Raw genomic sequence first — 24,386 nt, forward strand, 5'->3', positions numbered from 1 at the left:
CTATTAATGGCACTTGCTCCATCCGCAGCTCTTGCAAATATTGCAGCCCTCCTCAAAGACGAGGGGTTCGCCGCACTCCGGGCAGTATGTCTTGTCCTTGTCGGGCTCGGAGGTCACTGCCTTCGGCTTTGGCACCTTCTTGACCTTCTTCACCGGCTGCTCCGCCTCGCTGTCCTTCTTCGCTTCCAGCTCTGCCTGCATCTCATTGTACATATCCAGGAGGGCGTTGCCCACAGCCATGGGGCAGCATGCCCCTTTGCTTGTATCCTTTCTCGTCACGCGCCTTGCCGTGTAGGACGGGCAGGAGCCGCTGGAATTGAGCTGGTCCACAATGGTCTCGATGCTGATGCCGCCGCGGGCGCTGATGGAGATCATACGGGACAGGCCGACCATGAAGTTGTTGCAGCCGCCGGTGGAACCCTTGCTCAGATAGGTCTCCAGGAGCGCGCCTGTATTCGGGTCGAACAGGGCGATACAGTGGAGGCTTCCGCAGCCCGTCACCAGCTTGCGCTTCTTGCCGACCACGTCGTCCGTCACAAGAAGGATCTCGCCCCGCTTCAGGCCCTCGCCTGCCGTGACTTCCTTCTTCTCCTTCTTCATGTCCGTGTTGAGGATGCCGATGCGCTTGCAGCCGTCCCGGAAGATGGTGATCCCTTTGAGGCCCTTCTCGTAGGCGTACATGTAAAGGCCTTCCGTCTCCTCCACCGTGAAGCCGTTGGGCACGTTCACCGTGGAACTGATGGACGCGTCGATGTGCTTCTGCCAGATGGACTGCATGTCGATCCTCTGCCGGTAGTCCAGCGTCATGGCTGTCACGAAGTAGTCCGGGAGTTCCGCGTCGCTCTTCAGGCCGAAGAGCTTCATGTAAGCCTCCACGATCTTCGTGTACACTTTATAGTAGACGTCCGTCCCGTGGAGGGACTCGGTCTTTCTTTCATAGTAGTTGGCGTACACAGGCTCAATGCCGCCGGAGATGCCCAGCATGGTGGACAGTGTGCCTGTGGGGGCGATAGTCAGAAGCTGGGAGTTGCGGATGCCGTACTTTTTCACCAGCTCCCGCGTCTTCTCTGTCGTGTTGGCCAGGAAGTAGGGCGTCTCCATCACTTCCTCGATGTTGCAGGCCGGGTAGGCTCCCTTCTCCTTCGCCAGCTTGGCGGAGGCGGCGATGGCAGAATCCGCCATGGCGAATCCGATCTTGTCGCACATCTCCACTGCCTCCTCCTCGCCGTAGGCAAGGCCCAGCTTGATGAGGCAGTCTGCAAGTCCCATGATGCCAAGGCCGATCTGGCGCCATTTGGAGACGCTCTCCTGCTGCTCTTCCAGCGGATGGAGGGGAAGTCCCTCCTCCAGCACCTCGTTCAGGGCGTTCACGGACACTTCCACGCAGTGCTTCAGTCCCTCGAAGTCAAACTGCGCGTGATCTGTGAAGGGGTCGTTCACGAAGGCGGACAGGTTGATGCTTCCAAGAAGGCAGCTACCGCCCGCCGGAAGGGGCTCCTCCGCGCAGGGGTTCACGCCCGCATAGGAGAATTCTTTCGTGTTGCTCAGAAGGTTCCAGCCCTCGATGCGGTCCCAGAACAGGGCGCCCGGCTCCGCATAGTCCCAGTTGGTCTCTGCGATCTTGTGGAACAGTTCCCTGGCGTTGACCACCTTCTCGATCTTCTGCCCGGTCGCCTCGCGGGTATAGTGGAGCGTATAGTCCTCGTTCTTCTTCACTGCCTCCATGAAATCCTCATGGATGCGCACGGAGATGTTGGCCTTTGTCACCTTCTCCAGATCTGTCTTCAGGTCGATGAACTCCTCCACATCCGGGTGGGAGCAGTCAATGGAGATCATCAGCGCGCCGCGCCGTCCGTTCTGGCCGATCAGCGCCGTCACAAGGGAGTAGAGCTCCATGAAGGACACGGATCCGCTCGTCTCCTTGGCCGCGTTGTTGATGCGCGCCCCCCTTGGGCTGAGGCGGGAGATGTCCACCCCGCAGCCGCCGCCGTAGCTGTACGTGCGGGCCAGCTTCTTGGCGCACTCAAAGATGCTCTCAATGTTGTCCTCCGGCGGATCCACCACATAGCAGTTGGAGTAAGTCACCTTGCGGCCTTCCTTGTCCAGTCCCCGGTTGGAAAGGATCCGGCCGCCGAAGAGGAATTTCTTCTCGCGGATGTAGCGGGCGATCTCCTCATTGCCGCCGCTGATGCGGCCCACCCACTCGTCAAATGACTCTCCTTCATTACAGTATTTCTTTGTCCATATGTCTGTGCCGAGCTGATTCTCTTCGCCCAGCCATTCTTCTACTGTCATATCCGTTCTCCTTTTTGTTTGATGGCAGATATCACTATACCACTATATGATGTGTTTTTCAAGTGCACATTATACATTATCTGTACATTTATACGCCGGCCTTCTTACACACATCCGCCAGGCAGCACCGGTCGCAGTAGGGCTTTGTCCGCGCCGTGCACACGTCGCGCCCGTGGTACACCAGCCTGTGGCACAGGTCGCTCCCCTCCTCCGGCGGGATGATCTTCCAGAGCGCCATCTCCACCTTCTTCGGCTCCTTGATCCCGTCCACCAGACCGATGCGGTTGACGAGCCGGATGCAGTGGGTATCCGTCACGATGGCCGGCTTGCCGAACACATCGCCCATGATCAGGTTGGCGCTCTTCCGGCCCACGCCCGGAAGTTTTAAAAGCGCGTCAAAGTCGTCCGGCACGTTCCCGCCGTACTCTTCCTTCAGGATCTTCATGCAGGCGCTGATATCCCGGGCCTTGCTTTTCCCCAGGCCGCAGGGGCGCACGATCTCCTCGATGTCCGCCACGTCCGCATCCGCCAGGGCGTCTACCGTGGGATATTTCTCATACAGCACTTCCACGATCCTGTTGACCCTCTCGTCCGTGCACTGGGCGGCCAGCCGCACGCTCACAAGGAGCTTCCACGCCTGGTCGTAGTCCAGGGTACAGCCGGCGTCCGGGTACTCCTCCTTCAGTCTTGCGATCACCTCCAGGGCTCTCTGCTTCTTTGTCATCTGTCTTCTCCTTTTCTTCTGTTATTCCTCTTCCAGTTCCGCAAGCAGCAGGTCCAGATCCTCCGCGACCCGGCCCTGCCTGCCTCTGCCGCTGAAGAACCCGCAGCAGCGGCCCATCTCTTTTTCCTTCCTGCACCGGGACACAAGGAAACGGATGCGGAATGTAAAGTCCTCCGCCTCCATGGTGGTGAAGGGGTGCTCCTCCGCTGCCACGACCTGCACCGTGCCTCTTGTGTACACCGGATATTTCCCCTCGAAGCCCGCCCCGTGCAGTCTGTGGTGCACCTGTTTTCTTTCCCGCAGGATCTGTCCGTCCAGAGGTTCGCCGTAGACCCGCTTCGGGTAGGCCAGGGACGCACGGCGGATCTTCTCATAGAGCAGCTCGTAGAGCGTCTGCCTGCCGGGATCGCACAGCCTGCGCGCCAGCTTCTTTTTCAGGAAGCCAACGGGGAAGCGCCCGTAGAGGCCGGCCAGCCGCGCGTAGCGCTTATCCCCTGCTTCCAGCGCCAGTTCCCGCATGCACAGCGCGCCCTCCCGGGTGGAGGGATAGCGGTCGTCCAGCGGCTCATGTATGGGCGACCAGTACCGGAAGGGGGCGAATTCGATCAGGCGCAGGAACGCCTTCTCCGCCTCGCTGCAGGCCGCGTCTCCCAGGTACTGGTATTTCTCGTAGACCGTCCCCACCATGTAGACGAGCTGGCGCCACTGCTCCTGCCCCTCCACCCAGAAATGGCCGATCCGGTGGTACTGGTAGCACTGGAAGACTTCCGCCAGTTCCGCGAACCAGATGGTAAATACGTTCTCTCTTCCCTGCTTCACGATGAGGGCCGCGCGGTCATCCTTCCAGGCCAACTGCCCCTGGATGGGGTACGCCCCGGGATCCAGATCCAGGTAATCCCCCGTCATCCAGGCATCCCGGAGCACAAGGTAGCATTCCAGGGCATCGTTCATCATGTAGGGAATATAGTAGTCCCGCTTCCTGCCCCGCTCCTCGCCCGGATACAGTTCAAATACGTGAAGCCGGAAGACCTCCGCCAGTCTGCCGTAGCTGTCCGGCATCTCCCGCTGCAGGCCCGGCAGGGCTTCCCGCAGTTCCTCAAATCTCTCGATCATAATCCCAGTCTCTCCTTTACCTGTGCCAGGCGGGCGTAGAATTCACTGTAAAAATCTTCCCCGAGCCAGGGCGTTTCGTAAAATGTGCGCAGCAGATAGGTCTGCAGGATGCGCAGGCTGTCCCCGTCCAGGTCTTTTGATTCCCTCTCGCAGACCTGCAGGAACCGGTGCCATGTCAGGATGTACTCCTCGTAGATCTCCAGATCCGGGATGTCCAGCCACTTCCGGACACGGATCTTGCTCCGGTCCTTCTTCGGGCACTCGCGGGTCTGCAGGAAGTAGCGAAAGCCGCTCTCCTCATAGTACCGGCCCAGCGGGAACAGACGGCAGATCCCGGGGCGGAAGGCGTGGACGCTGCAGCGGCCCTCTCCGTCCAGGAATGTGCAGGCTTCCTCATCTCCCGCCATCTTAAGGCATGGCAGCACGATCCCGTCCGCCACGCAAAGCTCGATGTGAGCCGCCAGAAGGCCGGCGAAATCCTTCCCGGTCCCGCGCTCCAGCATCCGGACGTCCAGCGGATCCAAAAGGACAGACTGCCCCATACCCCGGCAGCACGCGCTGCAGCCTTCGCAGCCGCGGCAGTCCGCCTTCACCAGATCCTGCGCTGTGTAAAGCTTTCCGTCGGAGATCTCCTCCAGACTTACTTGTCTCCTCATCCACTTATCCTCCCGTCCTCAGTTTCCCATTTCAAAGAGGCTCATCTGATGGCAGGCCTCCTCCTTTTTCCTGTGCGTCTCCCTCTCCCGGCTAAGGACCGTCTCCGGCAGAGCGGCCAGGAACCCGGACTCCTTCCCGGAGCAGGTGAGGATCAGCTCCTCCTTCGCCCGGGTCATGCCCACATAGAGAAGCCTTTGCTCCTCCGCTTCATCCGACGGCTGCTTCCCGTTTTCCAGCGGGATGTTCCCCTCCCTGGCCCCGTAGATGAATACGGCCGGGAACTCCAGCCCCTTGGAGCCGTGGAGGGTCATCAGGGTGACCGCCCCTGACGCGTAGGTTTTCCCGCCGCAGCGTTTCAGGTCACTCTCCACGCCGAGCAGCAGATCCTGCAGAAGTTCCGGCATGGTCCTGTAGAAGACAGTCATGGCCGCCAGCTTCTTCACGGCCTCTCCCTGAAGCCCCTGGTCCTCCATCCACAGCTCCAGGAATTTTGCCGGCTTCTTCTTTGTATAGAGTGGGCGGTACTTCTCCCCCATGGTACGGATCAGCTCCGCCGTCAGATCGTTCCAGGCAAGTCCCTGGAGAAGCTCCGCCGCCGTCTGCGCGAAAGACACATTCTCCGGGTTCTCCAGGTACTGGAAGAAGCAGATGCTTCCCTGCACCTTCTCATCCTCCAGGAAACTCTCCCTGCCGGCCACGGTATAGGGGATCCCCTCTTTTCGCAGGCACAGCTCCACCAGGTCCGCCTGCCGGTGGGTCCTGGCCAGGACGGCGATCTCGTCAAAGGACCTTGTCTGCCTCTCCCGACTGCCGGACAGTTCCTGGGCCTCCAGCATGCCGATGCCTCCGGTCATGCGCCCGATCTCCCGGGCAATGAAAATGGCCTCTCCCAGCTCGCTGTCCGCCTGCAGGAGGCGCACAGGCGCTCTCTCTGGACGGTTGGGATGCAAAAGCCCGCAACCCTGCATCCTGCAGGCCGCCTCCAGGATCTGGGGCGTGGAGCGGTAGTTCTCCTTAAGTTCCACCAGGCACAGCTCCCCGCCAGCTTCCTCCACATCCGCCCGCAGCTTCTCAAAGCAGCCCGCGTCCGCTCCCCGGAAGCCGTAGATGGACTGGTTCGGATCCCCGATCACAAAGAGTTCCCTGGCCTCCTTGTCCCAGGCCCTCACAAGCCTGTACTGGAGAGGATCAATATCCTGGAACTCATCGATGAGCAGGCAGGTGAACTGCTTTCCCGCAGGGACGCCGCTCTCCAGAAGCCGCAGCGTCTCCAGGAGCAGGTCGTCAAAGTCAAGGAGCTTCCTCTCCCGCTTCTTCTCTTTGTAGAGTTCCTCCGCGCGCCGGAACGGCTCCTCCTCACACACGGACAGGCCCGCCTGCCTGCGTGAGAGGTTCTCCAGGAATTTCCCCGCGCCGACAGAAAGCCCCGCCTCCGACACGGCCTCCCCTGCTATCTTCCGGCGCTGCGCCTCGCCTGCCAGAGTGAATTCCACGCCCGACTTCTGCAGGAAATGCAGGCAGATGCTGTGGAAGGTGCCTATCTGCAGGCCGCTTATCCGCCGGCTTCCCAGTTCCTTTTTCAGCCGCTCCCGCATCTCCCCGGCGGCCTGGTTGGTGAAGGTGACCGCTGTGATCTCGGAGGGCTTTACTTTCCTGTGCTCCAGAAGATACTGGATCCGGGACACCAGTGTCTTCGTCTTGCCGGTGCCCGGTCCGGCCACCACCGCCAGATGCCGGCAGATCTTCTGCACCGCCTCCTGCTGCTTGGGATTGAGCGTGGGAGAGCCGCCTGCATCCTTCTGCTCCTGCCGTTCTGCCGCCTCCCGCTCCGGGATGCTGTGCTTTTCCTTTCTTTCCTCTTTCCCAAGGGTTTCCGGTTCCACGCCGATGAGGCTGAAGAAATCCATCTGCCCGTCCGTATTCTCAAGCTCGTCCGCCGTGAAGAGCCGGATGGTCCCGTACTCCCCGTCAAACCCGGGTATCCGCTCCACCTTTCCCTGCCTGAGCCGCATGATGCCCTGGGCGATCCGGCGTCCCGCCGCCTTTTGGATCTCTTCCTCCGGGATCGTCCGCAGGATTTCAAACTCCGGCCCCAGCTTGCCAAGCATCTCCTCATACTCTCTTTGCACCTTCCGGCTGGCCGCGGAATGTCCCAGGGACGCGCCGATGACCTCCGGAAGGGGAACCAGGCTCTCAAAGGCGGCTCCGCCCGGCTTTACAAAATCCTCCGGACGGTCCGCCAGCTCCTCCACCCGGTGGGAGACGCCGATGGTGATCTTCCGGCCGCACACCGGACAGACGCCGCCGTATGTCTCCGTCTCAGAGGGCGTCAGGCACAGGCCGCATTTCCGGTGCCCGTCCAGGTGGTACTTCCCCTCCTCCGGGAAAAACTCGATGGTTCCCTGCAATCCTTCTCCCTCCTGGATGGCACGGCGCAGCCCCCCGTAAGACATCTCAATATCGAGGAGGTTGGCCTCCCGCCCCAGCTTAGCCGGGGAGTGGGCGTCCGAGTTGGAGATGAGATGGAACCTGTCCAGGGCTGACACCCGCCAGTTCATGGGCGGGTCTGAGGAGAGTCCCGTCTCCACCGCGTGAATGCAGGGCGTCAGATCCTCAAAGCACTCCTCCACTGTATCAAATCCCGAAAAAGCCCCGAACAGGGAGAAGTGGGGCGTCCAGATATGGGCCGGCACGTAAATGCTCTCCGGGCAGGAGGTGAGGAGGATCTCCAGCAGGTCATGACAGGAGAGCCCCAGGATCGGCCGCCCGTCAGAGTGGATGTTACCGATCTCCTCCAGTCTGCCCGCGATCTCTTCCGCCGCCTCCAGGCCCGGCAGAAGGATCAGGCTGTGGACCTTGCGCACGCGCCAGTCTTTTTTATAGATGGAGCTTATTTCCCCCGTAACAACAAAACGAGGAGTCATACTGCCCCTCACTGTCTCATCCTCTATCCTGTATTCATCTTTCAGCACGTACAGCCCGTCCTCCGCAGGCTTCAGCTTTTCCCGCAGTTCCTCCCTCCAGGCCGGATGGGTGAAATCTCCGGTTCCCACAAGGTGGATCCCTTTCCGCCTGGCCCACAGATCCAGGTGCTCCGGCGTGCAGTCCCGGCTGGTCGCCCGGGAATACCGGGAATGTATATGAAGGTCTGCTATGTACATGATCATCCCTCTTCCGTATTCCATTCACACCTCTGCCAGGGAAAGCGCTGCCGTCTTCCCGGCAGAGGTTTATCCTGTTTATTATAATATGAATGACTGGAAAATACAATTCCCGCCTATATATCCCGGGCCTTCTCCACTTCCTCCTCCGTGACACCGGTCAGACGAACGATCTCTTCCGGGCTGGCGCCACCCTCCAGCATGCTTCGGATCATGGACTGTCTTTCCTGTTGTATTCCTTCCTGCAGCCCCCTGTTCCAGGCGCTGCTCATGATGGCCTCGTGGTCCCGGATCGCCTTCTGCCGGGCCTCATACTCCAGCCTGGCTCTCTCGTCCGCGCTCATCCTCTCCGATTCCCTGTAGGCTTCTTCTATATATTCACTTCTGCCTGCCATGTCCTCAAACTCCTCCCGCGTCTTCCCGGCCAGAAAACGCATCCAGCGGATGACCTCGTCATCCTCCCGCAGATCCCTCGGCAGCTTCATCAACTCCAGGATCTGCAGCTCAAGAAGGTCTGTGTACTTCTTTCCTGTCTGCTCATCGCAAAGGCGGATCGTCCGATAGCATCTCTCATCATCCGCAAATCGGATAAAGTTCAATATGCTTACATGGATACACTTTTTCAGCTTCGTGTATGGATCTCCCTTTCCGATCTGCTCTGTGTACATTTTGCTCAGGTAGAACAGGGATCTGGCGTCCCACTGCTCAAATGAGTCCACCTGCATCTCCATGTTAACCTGTGCCCCGTCCTCCATCATGGCCCGGACATCCAGTATCCCCAGCTTGTCATCCGGATATTCCTGCCTCAGCGCCGTTGGGAGCAGGACCGTCTCCCGCACATCCTTTGGATCCGTCTTCAACAGTGCTGCGATGAAGCCCTTTCTCACCTTTGGGTTGTACATCAGTCCCTTGAAACATACGTCTACGGTGGGAAGCATGATAAAATTATTGTTTCTCTTTGCCACAGTCTTCTCCTTTCCTGTAAAGCTGTGCAGGAAAGGGGCATGTCTGTCTTTTTTTTGCATACCTGGTCCGGATATCGGAGGCACGGCCCGCATTTCCTGCTCTGTTCAGTTGTGTAACAATCGGGTCATGCCTGGAAATCAGGCTCCGAATAGACAGATGCCGCCGCATAGATTTAGCAGCGCGCTTGATATGTATGCCGGACGGCAGATGTGCCGCCCTAGCATATTTAGAATAACATAATTTACTTTCAGCCGCAATAAGAAATTAATTTTTTATCCCCTTATACTCTTCCTCAGTCCTTTTTCCCCTTTCTGTGCTTCACACACTCTGTCAGCAGATATTCGATCTGCCCGTTCATGGAGCGGAAGTCGTCCTCCGCCCACTGGGCGATCTCATCGTACAGCTTTTTTGACAGGCGGAGGGGCACCTGTTTTTTCGCCTTTGACTTGTCGGCCGCTTTGCTTTCCTTTTCCACAGGCTCCCCTCCTTTCGCGTTTCTCTCTTTTCAGTCAGTTTAATACAAACTTCCGCTGTTCACAATAGGCTGCGCGTCTTTATTTCCGCACAGGACCACAAGGAGGTTGCTGACCATGGCCGCCTTCCTCTCTTCGTCCAGCTCCACGATGTCGTTCTCATTGAGCTTGTGAAGCGCCATCTCCACCATGCCGACCGCGCCTTCCACGATCTTCTGCCTCGCATCGATGATGGCCGCCGCCTGCTGCCTCTGCAGCATGGCGGATGCGATCTCCGGCGCGTAGGCCAGATGGGTGATCCGGACATCCAGGATCCGGATCCCCGCATCCTCCGTCCTCTCCTGCAGCTCCCGGCTCATGATGGCTGCGATCTCCTGGCTGCTGCCACGCAGGGACTTCTCATCCGCGCCGTCGCCCTCGTTCATATCATACGGATACTGGCGGGCCGTGTTCCGGATGATGGAATCGCACTGGATAGAAAGGTAGTTCTTATAGTTCTCCACATTGATGACTGCCTTGGTGGGATTGACCACTTTCCAGATCACCACTGCGCCGATCTCCACCGGGTTGCCCAACTGATCGTTGACTTTCTGCAGCTTGTTATCCAGCGTCATCGTCCGCATGGACACCTTCTTCTCCTTCTCGCCCATGGATACGGAGACAGACCGTCCGCCTCCCGATGCCGCCACTACCGGCGCCGCCTTCACCGTCGGATTGATGGCGGAGCAGAACGGGTTGACCCAGTAGAAACCGGCCTTTTTCAACGTGCCGTAGTAATTACCGAACACGGTAAAGACATAGGCCTCATTGGGATTGAGGACTTTCAGTCCGCACAGTACAATGACAGCCGCGATAAAGACAATGATCCCGGCGATGAGACCTGCCGCTGCAGCGCCGCCGCTCTCGCCCAGGACAAATCCGCCGACGGCCAGCCCGATCCCTGCCGCCAGGCCCAGGAGGCCTGCGAGCAGCATCAGATAGCCGCTGATGGGATGCAGTACTTTTTCTTCTGTGATCTTCTCTCTGTTCATTCTCTTTTCCCCCTTTTGATCATTTGGAATCAGATATTTTATTGATATCATTTTGATATCATCATAGTATCGCATCCACAAGAGAATGTCAAGAAAAAACGGACGGGAGATTTTTTTCTTCTCCCGCCCGTCACACAGATCCGTCTGCCGGCTTATCCGGTCTGATACACATCGTAATAGCAGCGCCCGCAGAGCTGTCCGGCCCCTTCCACATAGTATCTCCTTCCGGCAATATGGCTGTCCCGTTTCACCGGCGTAAGCCGGCCGCAGAGCACGCACCGCTCCAGAACATCTTTTTTTCTCCGCCCCCTGCAGCCTGCGCCTGTACGGCGGCCTGTCTTTCCCACCTGCAGTTCCTCCTTCCCCTGTCCTTACGACCGTCTCTGCTTTACAGTCTATACCGAACAGCGGAAAGATATACCGTCATGACCGGCTTAGTTTCACCGCGATATACCCGTGGTGCACAGCCTCCAGAAATCCGCCGAACACATCTGCTGTCCTCAGCTTGATGCTGGATGTGTTGACGCAGGGATGGCAGGCATAGTACTCCTGTCCGAAGAGCTCCTCGTCCACAAGAAGCTGCACTTTGTTGTCCGGATCGAAGATCAGCCCCATGATCGTAGCGGAGCCCGGCGTGACATTCAGATACTTCTCCATATCCTCACCGGATGCAAAAGAGAGCCGGGAAGAGGGGATCTGAGGAGAGAGTTCCTTTGTCTGCAGGCTCTTGTTCCCGGGCATGACAAGCAGATAGTAGTCCGTCTTCTGCCGGTTGCAGAGGAAGAGATTTTTACAGATCTCGATCTGCAACGCTTCGTCAACCTCCCGGCACGCCTCTATCGTCATCACAGCCTCGTGATCCACCCGCTCGTACGGAATCCCGAGTCTGTCCAGCAGGTCGTACACTCTCATCTCTTTTTCCGCTCTTCCCTCCTCTGAAACGGGACGTCCTTTATATATCTCCATGGCGTTCTCTCCTGTCGTTTTGATCTTGTTCCATTATAACCGCTTTTTTCTTCCCTGACAACGCCCCCTGCCGTTTCTTCCGGCGGTTTTGCCAGTACCGCGCGTCTGCAGTTCAAACAGACGTGCGTGCCCTCGGGAATCATCTCGCCGCACATAACACAGTAATCCATGGCATCACTTCCTTTTCTTTCTGATCCTGCCGGCCGCAGCCAGACATACAACAGCCGCAGAAAGAACGGCAGTCAGAGCCGGAACGGAAGGCGCGGACAGATCGCCGGTCTTCGGGATCCGCACTTCCGGTTTGTCTTCCATCTCTATCTTCTGTTCTTCGCCTGTCTCCCGAAGAGTAAAGGAAACCGGCTGCGCTGTTTCATATCCATCCGGCGGCGCCTCTTCTGTGAGGATGTATTCTCCCGGCGCAAGACGGTCAAACCGTTTTTCTTTTTCGTCTGATATCCATCGTTCGATGAGTTCTGTGCCGCCGTCCTCCGTTTTCCGCTCCAGCCTGAGTTTTGCCCCCGCCAGAAGACTGTGGTCCCCCGCATCCAGTTTGACAATGCGCAGCTTTGTGTAGTCATTCACACACTTCAGCACAGCGACTGCTTCCCCGTCAATATGTCCTTTTTCGTCGACCTGTATTTCATGCACTGTTTCATCCCGTATGTATCCTTGAAGCGTATCCTCTTCCTGAACGCAGTAGGTACTGCCTGGAAGCAGATACGGAATTTCAATGCAGCCGTCCTCATCCGTTTCATACACCTCCTCCATGGTATAGGTGGGATCCGGATCCTTTTCATCCTGTTTCAGCCACACGCGGAACGTCACGCCGGCAAGAGGCTTCTCATCCTGCGTTCCTTTTTCATATTTGAGGATGCGCAGCCTGGTCGGCTCATTGTATACCGTGAGATCTTGCGTCACAAGGGGCGTCTCCTGATCCCTGTATGCAAGCTCCACCTCCACCGGTTCCTCCGCCAGGGCAAATCCGGGCACCTGCTTCACCTCCGTCACGGCGTACGTCCCGAGAAACAGTTCCTTCGAGAGAACCGGCTCCTGTCCGGTCGTCAGCGTATCTGCAAGTTCCCCTTTCCTCAGACGGACTGTTCCGTCGGGCGTTGTGATATCCTCCGCCGCGCGTATCTCAAAAACCGCGCCTGCAAGGAGTTCCTCCCCGCCTTCTTCGTATTTTGCAAGGCTGAACCTGCCCATGGCGTTCTCATCGGCAAACCGCACCACAAGCGGACTGCTCCAGTCCCTGTCCTCTTCCACCGTAAACGGCAGATCTTCGCCGTTTAACAGATATCCTTCCGGCGCTTTTACTTCCCGCAGATAATAAGTCCCGTATTGCAGCTTCTCCGGGAATGTGAAACGCCCTTCTTCATTTGTAGTAAAAGTCTCGTATTCCTGGTTCTCCGGATAATGCGCCGTCATGGTCACGACCTGCTTATCCGCGTCAAGGAGCTGAAACCTCGCTCCCGCCACAGGGATCACTTTCCCGGTGGACGCATCCACCTTCAGCACCTGGATCGGACTTGTAAGCAGCGTATCCTGCCTGTATATGCCGCCCAGCGTCACCTGTTCCTCTGCGATCGTCACCTCAAAGGGCTCGATCGGATTATACCCTTCCGGCGTCTTTGTCTCGGATACAATGTATGTATCGTACACAAGCGCGCCCCTTGGCTGTTCTTTGCTTTTCGTGGTGGCTTTTCCTTCCCTGTCCGTCACGATCTTTAGGACTTCCTCCCCCGTCGTCCTGGATGTGATCGTAAACTCCACACCGCAGATGCCGTCCAGCACATCCTCCTTCTCATCCTCGTTCTGGTAGACTTTGATGATTTCCAGATCTCCCCGGATAATATCCTCCGGAAAATCCGGAGCGGCATACGTTTCCACATACTCTGCCTCTCCCTCTCCCGTGATCCGGCAAAGCTGCACCTCCCCGCTTAAGTTGTACCCTTCCGGCGCTTTTGTCTCCTCGATCGTCAGGGTGCCGAGGGGCAGCACAAAAGCGCCTTCCTGATTCCTCCACACAGGGTCGCCGCTCACAAAGTATGCATCCTCTGTCGAGACAATGCCTTTCTCATCAGACCGGAAAACCCAGGACCGGGCCGGCCGGACTCCTTCCAGCTTATCCAGGCTGTCGTAATCTCCCGCATAAAAACGGAATGTAAATTCCGCGCCGGCAAGAGAGGCGGCTCCCTGCGGCCGGTTTCCGTTCTCTCCGGCTTCCAGTTCACCGTCATATTTCTTTAAAAGCACGCCGGTCCGGTCGGTCTGCGGCACTTCCCTTGCAGTTACCTGCGCGGTCTGACCGCTCAGCGCATTTACGGTATAGACCGTACCGTCCAGGGCATATCCCCTGGAAGCCGTCTTTTCCTTTACGTAATAGGTCCCTGCTTTCACGGAAAGAGTACCGGTACTTCCATCCTCTCCGGTCACCAGCTCGCCGATCTGATCCCCGCATTCCGGGTCCGTATACACGCCGTACACCGCGCCTTCCAGACTGTAGCAGTTGTTCCCGTCCGTCACCTCCGTCTGCGCGGACACTTTCTGCAGCCACACGTCCCCCTCCTGCTGCTCCTCAAGCCAGACGATATCCTGCTGGTCATTATAAGCGATATACACTTCGTAACGGTCCAGATTGGCATGGACTTCCGGCGCCCAGGACCCTTCAACCGCCGCGTTGGCAAACATGATCATATTCTTGATCCCCGCCTGCATACTCTCGCTCAGCCCTGTCAGGCTGCCTTCATAGGCGTAGCTCAGAGCCGCGTGCGCATAGGCGTATGTGTTATTGCGGGCCTCGTCGTAGATGATCCTGCCGTAGGAATCAAAATAGGGATATCCCGGAGCCATCATAAGAAGCGCTTTGATCAGATCATTGTCCAGTTTTGAGACCTGATAACTCCCCGAAGGAGGCGGACTCAAAGGCTGCACACAGTATCCGGTATAATTCCCCGTCTCTGCCGCCACATAGAACTCCCTTGTAAACCAGCTCCCATAGCTGTGACTTGCCCCGTAGGAGATCGTGCACATGGATCCTACCGCAGAACGGGGCACGATACCTCCCTCCGCCACGCCAATACGGTCCGTCCCCGTCGTCACGCTGTCTTTCCCAAACATATGGACCGCGTCATCCTTTCCCGCAGGGTCTGCGGCCTGAATCCGGAGCGCCGCCACGCAAAAAAACACTGCCAGCATACACGCTGCCCCCATCCGTACAAACAATTTCCGTTTCAATTATGTTTACCTCCATTTTCGTAATAAAAGACACCTGAAGCAACAAAAACGTTTTGAACGACCACCTCCCGACCACGTATTACAGAACACAATTTCCGGTAATTCTCTGGCGATACGCCTGATCTGAATAAAGAAAAAATGAAAAATCAAGAATAGCAGAACTGCTTTCTGTACAGATAAAGTTAACATAGCCTTTCCGAAAATGCAAGACAAATTTTTATGAAAATAGAGCGGGCATTTTGTGCTATGATAGATATATACAAGATTTTGAAAAAGGGGGCTTTCATATGCATGCAGCATTTGCAGTCGTAAGCGACGGCTCCTGCGATCTTCCCGCAGCAGAGGCCGGGAAAAATAACATTGACGTCGTGCACTTCCTCGTCTCCTTTGACGGTCAGGACTACCGCCGGGAAGGACTGGAGATCCCGCTGGAGGCATTTTATCAGAAAATGGTGGATGAGCCCGGGCATTACCCGAAGACCGCCGCGCCGTCCCCGGAGGATTTCTGCGAAGTTTTCAGGGCGCGCGCCGCAGAGGGCCTGGATATCCTGTGCATCTGCATCTCCACCAAACTCAGTTCCTCCATGCAGTCCGCGCAGATCGCCGCGAAGATGCTGGCGGACGACTATCCGGACACCCGCGTCATCGTCCAGGACTCCCTGTGCGCCACCCTCATGCAGAGCGCGTACGTACTGGAAGCCTGCCGCCTGCGGGATGCCGGCTGCACCCTGCAGGAAGCGGCGGACACCCTGGCCGGACTGCAAAGGACCGCCCGCATCCTCTTCACGGTGGGCAGCCTTGACTATATCCAGCACGGCGGGCGCATCGGCCGGATGACGGGCCTGGCCGGCGAACTGCTGCAGATCAAGCCCCTCATCACCCTGCAGGACGGCGAGATCCACTCCTCCGGCATCAAACGGGGCCGGCGCCGCTCCATAGAAGGAGTGATCGGGCTCCTCGTCTCCTACCTGAAAGACAATCATCTCACCCCTTCCGACTGCCGCATCCTGGCCGGCTACGGATATGACCGGGCGGAGGGCGTGCGCTTCCGCGACATGACCGTCTCCCGGCTCTCGGAGGAGTTTGGCGGGACGGCCGACCTTCCGCTGTTCCAGATCGGCGCCACCATCGGCGTCCACGCCGGCCCCACCTCCATCGGGTTCGGCGTCATCCAAAAGGCAGATCTGCCCTGACGGGCCCTAGATCCCCCTCTCTTCAAAGCGGGCGCGAAACCCCTCCGCGTCCGCCAGGGTGGTCTTCCAGCCGTACCGACCCATATCCGTCTGCCAGCCTTTTCCGGTCTGCCGCACCTCTACGCCCTCCCCCTGCAGGAGGGTCTTTTGCATGTCAAAAGTCTCAAATGCCGCCGCGCCGCTTAAGAACCCCTGTCCGTTCACCACCCGGTGGGCGGGGATATCCGCGCCCAGTTTCCCCTTGTTCAGCGCATACCCCACCTGTCTGGCATGCTTCGGCTTCCCGCAAAGGAGCGCGATCTGTCCGTAGGAGGCCACGCGTCCCACGGGGATGCTCCGGCATACGATCGCTGCCCGCTCATAGAAATCCATACGCTCACCCCTCCGTCTTTGCCTTCTGCGCTCTTACAGCTCCAAAAGCCATCTGATCCCCTCCGCGACGCCGTCTTCATCGTTGGATCCGGCCATGTGGTCCGCCGCGCGGATGCACGCCTCAGAGGCATTGGCCATGGCGATCCCGATCCCGGCCAGCCCCAGCATCCCGCTGTCATTGTCCCCGTCCCCGAAGGCGGCCGCACCCTGCAGCTTCAGTCCCAGATGCTCCAGGAGAAAGCCAAGAGCCGGTCCCTTGCCTGCCTCGCTGTGGGACACTTCCAGAAGCTGGGGCACGGAGGACGTCACATAGATGCCCGGCACCTCCTTTTCAAGGAGCCTCCAGAGCCGTTTCTTCTTCTCCTCGCCCCTGACCACCACATCCAGGCAGTCCAGTTCGTCTGCCCCGGCATGTTCCCGTATAAAGGACTCCATATCGTCCACCGGCGTTCTCGTCCGCCTGATATAGCCGACTGCCGCCGGCATGGCGCCGAACCGGACCGGATCCTCCACATATGCTTTCTGTGCGTAGGCCTTCCCGTCGACAAACGCCTCGTAGGCCACATTCTCCGGCCCTGTCAGCCCAAGGACCGCTTCGCACGCCGGCTCCGGCAGTGTATATTTGCGCAGGTATCTGCCTGTATACAGATCCACCACGGCGGTCCCGTTGGATGTGATGGCGTAGCGGATCCCCGGGATTGCAAGGATCTCCTCCGGCAGGGAGCCAAGCGGCCGCCCGCTGGCCGGGATCACACAGATCCCCCTCTCCAGCGCCTCCGCGACAGCCCGCCTTGTCCCTATGCTCAGTTCCCCCCTGCTGTTCAGCGCCGTGCCGTCCAGATCCAGGGCAATACTTGTGATCTTCATATCTACAGCGCCCCGATATCCCGGATCAGCGCCTCCACATCCTCCTCCCGCGTAGCCCAGCTCGCGCAGAAGCGCACGCAGAACCGCCCGTCCTTTGTCCGGAACTGCTTCTCATAGATATGGTTCACAGCCAGCTTCTCCATCTGCTCTTCTGTGAGAAGCACAAACTGCTGGTTCGTGGGGCTCTCGATATACGCCTGGATCCCCTTCCTCTCAAAGGCTTCCCGGATCCGCATGGCGTATATGTCCGCCTGCCTGGTGATGGCAAAGTACAGCCCATCCTGAAAGAGCGTGTAGAACTGCAGCCCCAGCACCCAGCCCTTGGCCAGCAGGCCGCCGTTCTGCTTCATATAATTGCGGAAATGGTCCTTCAGCCCGTCATTGACAATGACCACTGCCTCCCCCATCATGGCGCCGCACTTGGTGCCGCCGATGTAGAAGATGTCCGCCGCCGCTGCGATATCCGCCAGCGTCACATCCGTGGCCCCGCAGCCAAGGCCGTATCCCAGCCTGGCGCCGTCCACCATAAGATACAGGTCGTACTCCCGGCAGACTGCACGGATCTCCTCCAGCTCCCGCTTCGTGTAGACTGTCCCGAACTCCGAGGGGAACGACAGAAAGACCATCTTGGGCTGGGTCACGTGCTCCGGCACGTCGCTTGTCCGGTATCCCTCCGCTTCTTTTCTCACAGCCTCCGCCGTGATCTTGCCGTCCACACCAGGCACCACATGGATCTTGTGCCCGGTATTTTCCACCGCCCCTGTCTCGTGCACCTGGATATGCCCGGAATCGGCGCAGATGATCCCCTGGTAGGGCCGCAGCGCCGCCGCGATCATCGTGTAGTTTACCTGGGTGCCGCCCAGCATGAAATGGATGTCCGCGTCCGCGCCGCCCAGATATTTCCGGATCTCATCCGCCGCTTTCGCGCACCACTCATCCAGTCCGTACCCCTCAAAGCTCTCCTCGTTCGTGTCGGCAAACGCCTGCAAGATCGCCGGGTGCGCGCCCCGGTTATAGTCGTTGTTCCATCTGATCATACCTTCGTTCCTCCTGCTCCCGGGCGGAATCACCCCGCCCCTTTCCCCACCATTGTATACGATAAAAAAAATCCTGACAACCTCCGGCGCAGCCTCTACCCAATTTCACCGCTTTGTGCTATGTTAGAAGCAGCGCCGGCCATGCCGGCAACCGTTTAAAAGAAAGGATAGGGAAACACTATGGAACGAGACATCAGATCCATCGTAAAACAGATGACGCTGGAAGAAAAAGCCGGCATGTGCTCCGGCAGTGACTTCTGGCACTTAAAAGGCGTAAAGCGCCTTGGCATCCCGGAGGTGATGGTGAGCGACGGCCCTCACGGCCTGCGCAAACAGAACGACAAGGCGGACCACCTGGGCGTAAATGAGAGCATCAAAGCCGTCTGCTTCCCGACCGCCTGCGCCACCGCCTGCTCTTTTGACCGGGACCTTCTGCAGGAACTGGGCGAGGCGCTGGGCGACGAGTGCCAGGCAGAGGACGTGTCTGTCATCCTGGGCCCCGCTGTAAACATCAAGCGCTCCCCCCTTTGCGGGCGCAACTTTGAGTACTTCTCCGAAGATCCCTACCTGGCATCCCAGATGGCGGCCGCCCATGTAAAGGGCGTGCAGTCGAAGAACATCGGCACCTCCCTCAAGCATTTCGCGGCCAACAACCAGGAATTCCGCCGTCTGTCTGTAGACGAAAGGATCGACGAGCGGACACTGCGGGAGATCTACCTGGCCGCCTTTGAGACGGCTGTCAGGGAAGGGAAACCTGACACCGTCATGTGCTCCTACAACCAGATCAACGGCGAGTTCGCCTCCGAAAGCCACTGGCTCCTCACGGAAGTCCTGCGGGATGACTGGGGCTTTGAAGGCTACGTGATGTCGGACTGGGGCGCCGTCAACCGGCGCGTGCCGGGACTGGCCGCCGGCCTGGATCTGGAGATGCCCGCAAGCGGCGGCGCCACAGATGCGGAGATCGTCTCTGCCGTAAAAGACGGCACCCTGGATGAGTCCGTCCTCGACACGGCGGTGGAGCGGATCCTGCGCATCATCTTCAAATACACGGACGGACGCCGCGCCGGCGACTTTGACCTGGAAAAACATAACCGCCTGGCGGAGCGGATCGCCGAGGAATCCATGGTCCTTCTTAAAAATGACGGCGTCCTGCCCCTTCCAAGAGAGGGCAGACAGATCGCCTTTATCGGCTCCTTTGCCGAGAAGCCCCGCTTCCAGGGCGGCGGCAGCTCCCACATCAACCCCTTCCGGATCACCGGCGCGCTGGAAGCAGCAGAGAACATGCCCCAGATCACGTGCGACATCCGCTACGCACAGGGGTATGATGTGAAGGAAGACCGGACGGACGCGGCGCTTCTTGCGCAGGCGGTTCAGACGGCGGCGGCGGCGGACGCGGCGGTGATCTTCGCGGGACTCCCGGACTCCTTTGAGTCCGAGGGATACGACCGCAGCCACATGCGGATGCCGGACTGCCAGAACGAGCTGATCCGGGAGATCCTCAAGGTACAGCCCAACACCGTGGTCGTCCTCCACAACGGTTCCCCGGTGGAGATGCCCTGGGCGGACGATGCGCCCGCCATCCTGGAGTCCTATCTGTGCGGCCAGGCCGTGGGAGAGGCCCAGGTGCGCCTCCTCTTCGGTCTGGCGAACCCCTGCGGGAAACTGGCGGAGACCATCCCCTTCAAACTGCAGGACAATCCGTCCTACCTGAACTTCCCCGGGGACGGACACACCGTCGGGTACCAGGAGGGCGTGTTCGTCGGCTACCGCTACTATGACACAAAAGAGATGGCTGTCCGCTATCCCTTCGGCCACGGCCTGTCCTACACCACCTTCTCCTACAGCGATCTGACTCTGTCCGCGGATCAGATCAAGGATACGGACACGCTGCGCGTGTCGCTGAAAGTGAAGAACAACGGGAACATGGCCGGCAAAGAGATCGTGCAGCTCTACGTGGCAGATCACACAGGCTGCATCTTCCGCCCCGCCAAAGAGCTGAAGAACTTTGTGAAAGTCTTCCTGGAACCGGGGGAGGAAAAGACGGTATCCATGGAGCTGGACAAGCGCAGTTTCGCCTGGTACAACACAGACCTCCACGACTGGTACGCCGCGCCGGGCGAGTACGAGATCCTGGCCTGCGCCTCCTCCCGCGACATCCGGCTGCGGGCAGCCGTGCGTCTGACGACCAGGACCCGGCTGCCCCTTGCGATCCACCGGAACACCACGGTGGCGGAACTTCTGGCCAACCCGAAGACGGCAGCTGTCATCAGCTCCATGACCGATGCCCTGGCCGCGAATATCAGCGGGGACGCAGAGAACTCCTCGGAGGCCGCGGCAGAGGCCATCACGAAAGAGATGTCTCTTAAGATGCTGGAGAACTCCCCCTTACGCTCCTTCAAGAGTTTTGTGGGAATGGACGAAAAGGAGCTGGCAGAGCTGATCGCCAGACTGAAGGACGCCCTGGAAACAGAATAGGATCCTTTCCGGCACGGATCACGGCCGGCGCACAAAAGTATGCGCCGGCCCTTATTTTGTCTTATATTTTCAGAATTTATTATTCTTTTTGATTAAGTTAAAAATTTTATTGTGTATATACATCTTATATGTCAGTTATATCAAAAAATATTTTTATTTTTTCTGATTTTTATATTGACATTTCCTCTGGCATGCGGTATTATAATGACATCAAAAGAAAAGGAGGACGGACCACCGAAGACTTAATCTTAACCCCAAATTTTAAACGAAACTAACAGAAAGAGGTAAAGACCAATGGGAACGATATTTTAAAACGAAAATTCACTATTTGAAAAAATAGTTTCAAATAGATATCAAATGAATAAGGAGGTAAATTCCAATGGATGGAATAAGCTGAAAATCCACTGTACCTTTAAAAATCAAAAGATACAGTGGATTTTTCTTTTGTCCTTTTTTATTCCATCTCAAGCTTGATCTTCAGGATCCGGCTGACGGATTCGTTGATCCTCTCTTCCGTCAGCGTCCCCGCGTTCACCGCGTCGATCACGCCCTGGTAGGCGCTGCCGAAATCTTCCGGCATGAGCAGCATGTCCGCCCCGGCCTGCAGGGCCTTCACCGCCGCGTCGCCGGAGCCGTACTGCTCCGTGATGGCGCCCATATTCAGGGCGTCCGTGATGACCATCCCGTCAAATCCCATCTGCTCTCTCAGCACATCCGTGATCAGCATCTGCGAGAGTGTGGCAGGTGTATTGTCCCCCGTCACGTTCGGGCAGGCGATATGGCTCACCATGATCACGCGTATCCCGTTGTCGATTCCGCTCTGGAACGGCACAAGGGCGCCGCTCTTTAACTGGTCCAGATTCTCTTCCACATAGACATAGCCCTCGTGGGAGTCCGCCGTCGTTCCCCCGTGCCCCGGGAAATGCTTGTACATGCCGATGATGCCCTGCTCGTTCAGACCCTGCAGCTCCGCCTGCGCCATGGAGGCCACAAGCTGGGGATCCGAGCCGAAGGAGCGGTACTTCACCACTTCGTTGGCCGGGTTGGTCAGCACGTCCGTATCCGGCGCCGCATCCATATTGAACCCGAGATCTTTCAGATAGGCGCCGATCTGGCTTCCGATATCGTGCGCCTCCTGGGTGTCACCCCGCTGCCCCACCTGGTTCAAATACTCAAAGACCGGCACCTGGAACGCGGAGTTGGAAGCGATCCTGGACACCTGGCCTCCCTCCTCGTCCACGGACAGGAACACGGGAAGACCACTGATCTGTCTGGCATACTGGCTCGTGTTGGAGAGCATCTGCCTCGTCTGATCCGGGTTTTGCAGGTTCTTCGCAAAGTAGATCAGCCCGCCCACCGGATGGGCCTCGTAGGCGCTCCTCGTCGCGTCCCCCGCCTGCACGGCAGTCTCCACGCCCGTGAGCTGCTCCGGCGTGAGCATGAAGAGCTGGTTCACCTTCTGCTCCAGCGTCATGCCATCCAGCGTCTCCTGCACCTTCTGCGCCAGCAGTTCCTCAGGGGAGGGTTCTTCCTTTTCTTCTTCCTGCGTCTCCTGTGCGCTGCCCGCCTGGCTGTCCTCCTCAGATGCCTGCGTATCCGCCGGCTCCTCCCGGCCTGTGTCCCGCAGGATCATGTACGCCAGCGTTCCCAGCGCCAGCACAAGCACCACGCACAGCACAGCCAGCAGGCCCTTCCCGGACGACTCTGCCCTCCGTCCGCCCCGTCTCTTCTTCATCGCTTCTACTCCTCCTACATCTGTTTTCTCACAATCTTATATTCGTCCCCATTGCGGTAATAGGGGCATACATAGTGGCTGTCCGACAGGAAACGGACATACTCGTCCTCATCCATGTCCACATCGCAGACATAGCAGTCGTACTCTTCATCGTAGCTGTAATACGTACAGCTCTCACAACTGCCGGCAGACTTTCCCTGTGCCGGCATCTACAGCATCTCCTCTTTCTTTGCGAGGATCGCTTCCACCGCTGCGCAGGCAGGGCAGTCGCAGTATTTCGCGCCGGCCGCCTTGATCTCCTCCGCATGCTTCGCAACGCCCGCGGCCGCCTCGGCGCCGCCGAACACCTTCGCGCCGGCCTCGGATCTCGCAAACGCCGCAAGGCCGTCCACTGTCACGATGTCCTCCTCCAGCTCGGCGATATATTTCTTTGTCTCCTCAGCCTCTCGGTCCGTTCCCGCCGCATCCAGCCATGCCTGCGCGGCCTCCCTCGCCTCCCGGCTGCAGGTCGCAGCCCCGATCAGCTCCTGTGTCTTTTCCTTTACATACTCCCTGACTTCCTGTGTCATACAAGAACACCTTCCTTTCAAAAAATAGGTCTGCCTATATAGTAACACACTGTCCGGCCTTTTTCGATATCTGTTTCCGACTCTTTGCACATGAGGCGCCGGATGATAACCGCTTATAACAAAAGCTAATAAAAGAATACATGAAAATTAGGGAAAATTATAATTTTTATGATATAATAGATGAACAAAACAAGTCAAAAAGCAAAGTGAGGTATAAAACATGAAGCCAATCAAAGAAGGTAAGGTACGTGAGATCTACGACAACGGCGACAGCCTGATCATGGTCGCCACAGACCGCATCAGTTGCTTTGATGTGATCCTGAAAAATGAAGTGACGAAGAAGGGCGCTGTCCTGACGCAGATGTCCAAGTTCTGGTTCAACATGACAAAGGACATCCTTCCGAACCACATGATCTCCACAGATGTGAACGACATGCCCGAGTTCTTCCGCCAGCCGAAGTTCGACGGCAACAGCATGCTGTGCCGCAAGCTTGAGATGCTCCCCATCGAGTGCATCGTCCGCGGCTACATCACAGGGAGCGGCTGGGCCAGCTACCAGAAGGACGGCACGGTCTGCGGCATCAGGCTGCCCGAGGGCCTGAAGGAGTCCGACAAGCTGCCGGAGCCCATCTACACCCCGTCCACCAAGGCGGAGATCGGCGATCACGATGAAAATATCTCCTACGAGCAGAGCATCGCGCACCTCGAGAAATACTTCCCCGGCAAAGGTGAGGAGTACGCGCAGAAGCTGCGGGACTACACCATCGCACTCTACAAGAAGTGCGCGGACTACGCGCTGACAAAAGGCATCATCATCGCGGACACCAAGTTTGAGTTCGGACTCGACGAAGATGGCAACATCGTGCTCGGCGACGAGATGCTCACACCTGACAGCTCCAGATTCTGGCCGGCAGACGGCTATGAGCCGGGACACGGACAGCCCTCCTTTGACAAGCAGTTTGCCCGCGACTGGCTCAAGGCCAACCCGGGCAACGACTGGACGCTGCCGGAGGACATCGTGCAGAAGACCATCGACAAATACCTCCAGGGCTACGAGATGCTGACAGGCGAGAAGCTGTAGATCTGCAGTATCAGGCTTTTATATACGGGAAGGGCGGGCAGCATCCACAGAGCTGTCCGCCCTTCCTCTTTGTGACTCTGTCACGGAACATTTCTCCGGTCCGGGTTATACTGAAGTCACAACAAAGCAGAGAAAGGAGCAGTGGCTATGAAGTTTCATCTTGATGCGCGTCTGACCGATTACATGCGGGAGCACCGGAAAGAAAACATCCTCATCTCGCCCCACGTGTGCAGCACATGAGGCGGCCCGATGTTAAACATATCAGCAAGGTTTGTTGATCAGGACGAGGCTGCGGCCTTAAAACAGGAGGGCTTCCAGAGCTTCCCCCAGAGACCGTTTCAAGTTTTGTGTAAATTCAAAAAACTGATATAAGATATGTCATTAGTTACTCTTGGGCAGAGCTGTTTTTTTGAGGTTCTGCCCTTGCTTGTATT

At 57.9% G+C, this 24,386-nt stretch carries 21 protein-coding genes; 3 read left to right on the forward strand and 18 right to left on the reverse strand.

Annotation, left to right across the window (positions count from 1 at the left end; translation table 11 throughout):
* Window positions 1–3: 3 nt before the first annotated feature.
* From H6A20_RS11070 to H6A20_RS11125, 12 genes are all read right to left on the reverse strand, one after another.
* Complete coding sequence (locus H6A20_RS11070) at window positions 4–2,295, reverse strand: adenosylcobalamin-dependent ribonucleoside-diphosphate reductase (protein WP_204907185.1); 2,292 nt, start codon at window positions 2,293–2,295, stop codon at window positions 4–6.
* 88 nt (window positions 2,296–2,383) lie between these two features.
* Complete coding sequence (locus H6A20_RS11075) at window positions 2,384–3,019, reverse strand: endonuclease III domain-containing protein (protein ID WP_204907186.1); 636 nt, start codon at window positions 3,017–3,019, stop codon at window positions 2,384–2,386.
* Between the two features lie 21 nt (window positions 3,020–3,040).
* The gene (locus H6A20_RS11080) at window positions 3,041–4,132 is read right to left on the reverse strand and encodes a DUF3878 family protein (protein WP_204907187.1); all 1,092 of its coding nucleotides are present in this window, start codon (window positions 4,130–4,132) and stop codon (window positions 3,041–3,043) included.
* Window positions 4,129–4,788: a YkgJ family cysteine cluster protein gene (locus H6A20_RS11085; protein ID WP_204907188.1), complete on the reverse strand. Its 660-nt coding sequence runs from the start codon at window positions 4,786–4,788 to the stop codon at window positions 4,129–4,131. The genes H6A20_RS11080 and H6A20_RS11085 overlap by 4 nt, the downstream gene beginning before the upstream one ends.
* Window positions 4,789–4,806: 18 nt before the next feature.
* Window positions 4,807–7,950 carry a UvrD-helicase domain-containing protein gene (locus tag H6A20_RS11090; protein WP_204907206.1) on the reverse strand — a complete coding sequence of 1,048 codons (3,144 nt, stop codon included), beginning with the start codon at window positions 7,948–7,950 and terminating at the stop codon, window positions 4,807–4,809.
* 116 nt (window positions 7,951–8,066) lie between these two features.
* Window positions 8,067–8,915, reverse strand: coding sequence for an Rpn family recombination-promoting nuclease/putative transposase (locus H6A20_RS11095; protein WP_338106691.1), 849 nt, complete (start codon window positions 8,913–8,915; stop codon window positions 8,067–8,069).
* 293 nt (window positions 8,916–9,208) lie between these two features.
* Window positions 9,209–9,391 carry a type II toxin-antitoxin system antitoxin gene (locus H6A20_RS11100; RefSeq protein ID WP_204907190.1) on the reverse strand — a complete coding sequence of 61 codons (183 nt, stop codon included), beginning with the start codon at window positions 9,389–9,391 and terminating at the stop codon, window positions 9,209–9,211.
* A gap of 39 nt (window positions 9,392–9,430) precedes the next feature.
* On the reverse strand, window positions 9,431–10,420 hold the full coding sequence (locus H6A20_RS11105) for an SPFH domain-containing protein (protein ID WP_204907191.1): 990 nt from the start codon (window positions 10,418–10,420) through the stop codon (window positions 9,431–9,433).
* Window positions 10,421–10,572: 152 nt separating this feature from the next.
* The gene (locus H6A20_RS11110) at window positions 10,573–10,767 is read right to left on the reverse strand and encodes a hypothetical protein (protein WP_204907192.1); all 195 of its coding nucleotides are present in this window, start codon (window positions 10,765–10,767) and stop codon (window positions 10,573–10,575) included.
* 76 nt (window positions 10,768–10,843) lie between these two features.
* A complete protein-coding gene (locus tag H6A20_RS11115) occupies window positions 10,844–11,332 on the reverse strand; it encodes a prolyl-tRNA synthetase associated domain-containing protein (RefSeq protein WP_338106692.1) in 489 nt (162 codons plus the stop codon).
* On the reverse strand, window positions 11,329–11,556 hold the full coding sequence (locus H6A20_RS11120; protein WP_204907194.1) for a hypothetical protein: 228 nt from the start codon (window positions 11,554–11,556) through the stop codon (window positions 11,329–11,331). The genes H6A20_RS11115 and H6A20_RS11120 overlap by 4 nt, the downstream gene beginning before the upstream one ends.
* 4 nt (window positions 11,557–11,560) lie before the next feature.
* Entirely contained in the window at window positions 11,561–14,623 is a 3,063-nt protein-coding gene (locus H6A20_RS11125; RefSeq protein ID WP_204907195.1) for a SpaA isopeptide-forming pilin-related protein, read from the reverse strand.
* A 287-nt stretch (window positions 14,624–14,910) separates the two neighbouring features.
* Here H6A20_RS11125 and H6A20_RS11130 point away from each other — a divergent pair, with 287 nt between their 5' ends.
* The gene (locus H6A20_RS11130) at window positions 14,911–15,816 is read left to right on the forward strand and encodes a DegV family protein (RefSeq protein ID WP_204907196.1); all 906 of its coding nucleotides are present in this window, start codon (window positions 14,911–14,913) and stop codon (window positions 15,814–15,816) included.
* A gap of 6 nt (window positions 15,817–15,822) precedes the next feature.
* On the opposite strand, the gene H6A20_RS11135 is transcribed toward H6A20_RS11130, so the two are convergent.
* The 3 genes from H6A20_RS11135 to H6A20_RS11145 are packed head-to-tail and all read right to left on the reverse strand — an operon-like array spanning window position 15,823 to window position 18,092.
* Window positions 15,823–16,188, reverse strand: coding sequence for an MGMT family protein (locus H6A20_RS11135; RefSeq protein WP_204907197.1), 366 nt, complete (start codon window positions 16,186–16,188; stop codon window positions 15,823–15,825).
* 33 nt (window positions 16,189–16,221) lie between these two features.
* Window positions 16,222–17,055: an HAD hydrolase family protein gene (locus H6A20_RS11140; protein ID WP_204907198.1), complete on the reverse strand. Its 834-nt coding sequence runs from the start codon at window positions 17,053–17,055 to the stop codon at window positions 16,222–16,224.
* A gap of 2 nt (window positions 17,056–17,057) precedes the next feature.
* Window positions 17,058–18,092, reverse strand: coding sequence for a threonine aldolase family protein (locus tag H6A20_RS11145; protein WP_204907199.1), 1,035 nt, complete (start codon window positions 18,090–18,092; stop codon window positions 17,058–17,060).
* 180 nt (window positions 18,093–18,272) lie between these two features.
* Here H6A20_RS11145 and H6A20_RS11150 point away from each other — a divergent pair, with 180 nt between their 5' ends.
* On the forward strand, window positions 18,273–20,567 hold the full coding sequence (locus H6A20_RS11150) for a glycoside hydrolase family 3 C-terminal domain-containing protein (protein WP_204907200.1): 2,295 nt from the start codon (window positions 18,273–18,275) through the stop codon (window positions 20,565–20,567).
* A 454-nt stretch (window positions 20,568–21,021) separates the two neighbouring features.
* Here H6A20_RS11150 and H6A20_RS11155 read toward each other — a convergent pair whose 3' ends face one another.
* From H6A20_RS11155 to H6A20_RS11165, 3 genes are read right to left on the reverse strand one after another with little or no spacing between them, the layout of a single operon-like run.
* Window positions 21,022–22,302, reverse strand: a complete 1,281-nt coding sequence (locus H6A20_RS11155) for a glycoside hydrolase family 3 protein (protein WP_204907201.1) — start codon at window positions 22,300–22,302, stop codon at window positions 21,022–21,024.
* 14 nt (window positions 22,303–22,316) lie between these two features.
* Entirely contained in the window at window positions 22,317–22,511 is a 195-nt protein-coding gene (locus H6A20_RS11160) for a DUF6472 family protein (protein ID WP_204907202.1), read from the reverse strand.
* Window positions 22,512–22,871, reverse strand: coding sequence for a molecular chaperone Hsp90 (locus H6A20_RS11165; RefSeq protein WP_204907203.1), 360 nt, complete (start codon window positions 22,869–22,871; stop codon window positions 22,512–22,514).
* A 220-nt stretch (window positions 22,872–23,091) separates the two neighbouring features.
* On the opposite strand from H6A20_RS11165, the gene H6A20_RS11170 reads away from it, so the two are divergent.
* Complete coding sequence (locus tag H6A20_RS11170) at window positions 23,092–23,952, forward strand: phosphoribosylaminoimidazolesuccinocarboxamide synthase (protein ID WP_204907204.1); 861 nt, start codon at window positions 23,092–23,094, stop codon at window positions 23,950–23,952.
* Window positions 23,953–24,386: the final 434 nt, after the last annotated feature.

The organism is Mordavella massiliensis (assembly GCF_016901695.1).
Classification (GTDB): Bacteria; Bacillota; Clostridia; order Lachnospirales; family Lachnospiraceae; genus Claveliimonas; species Claveliimonas massiliensis_A.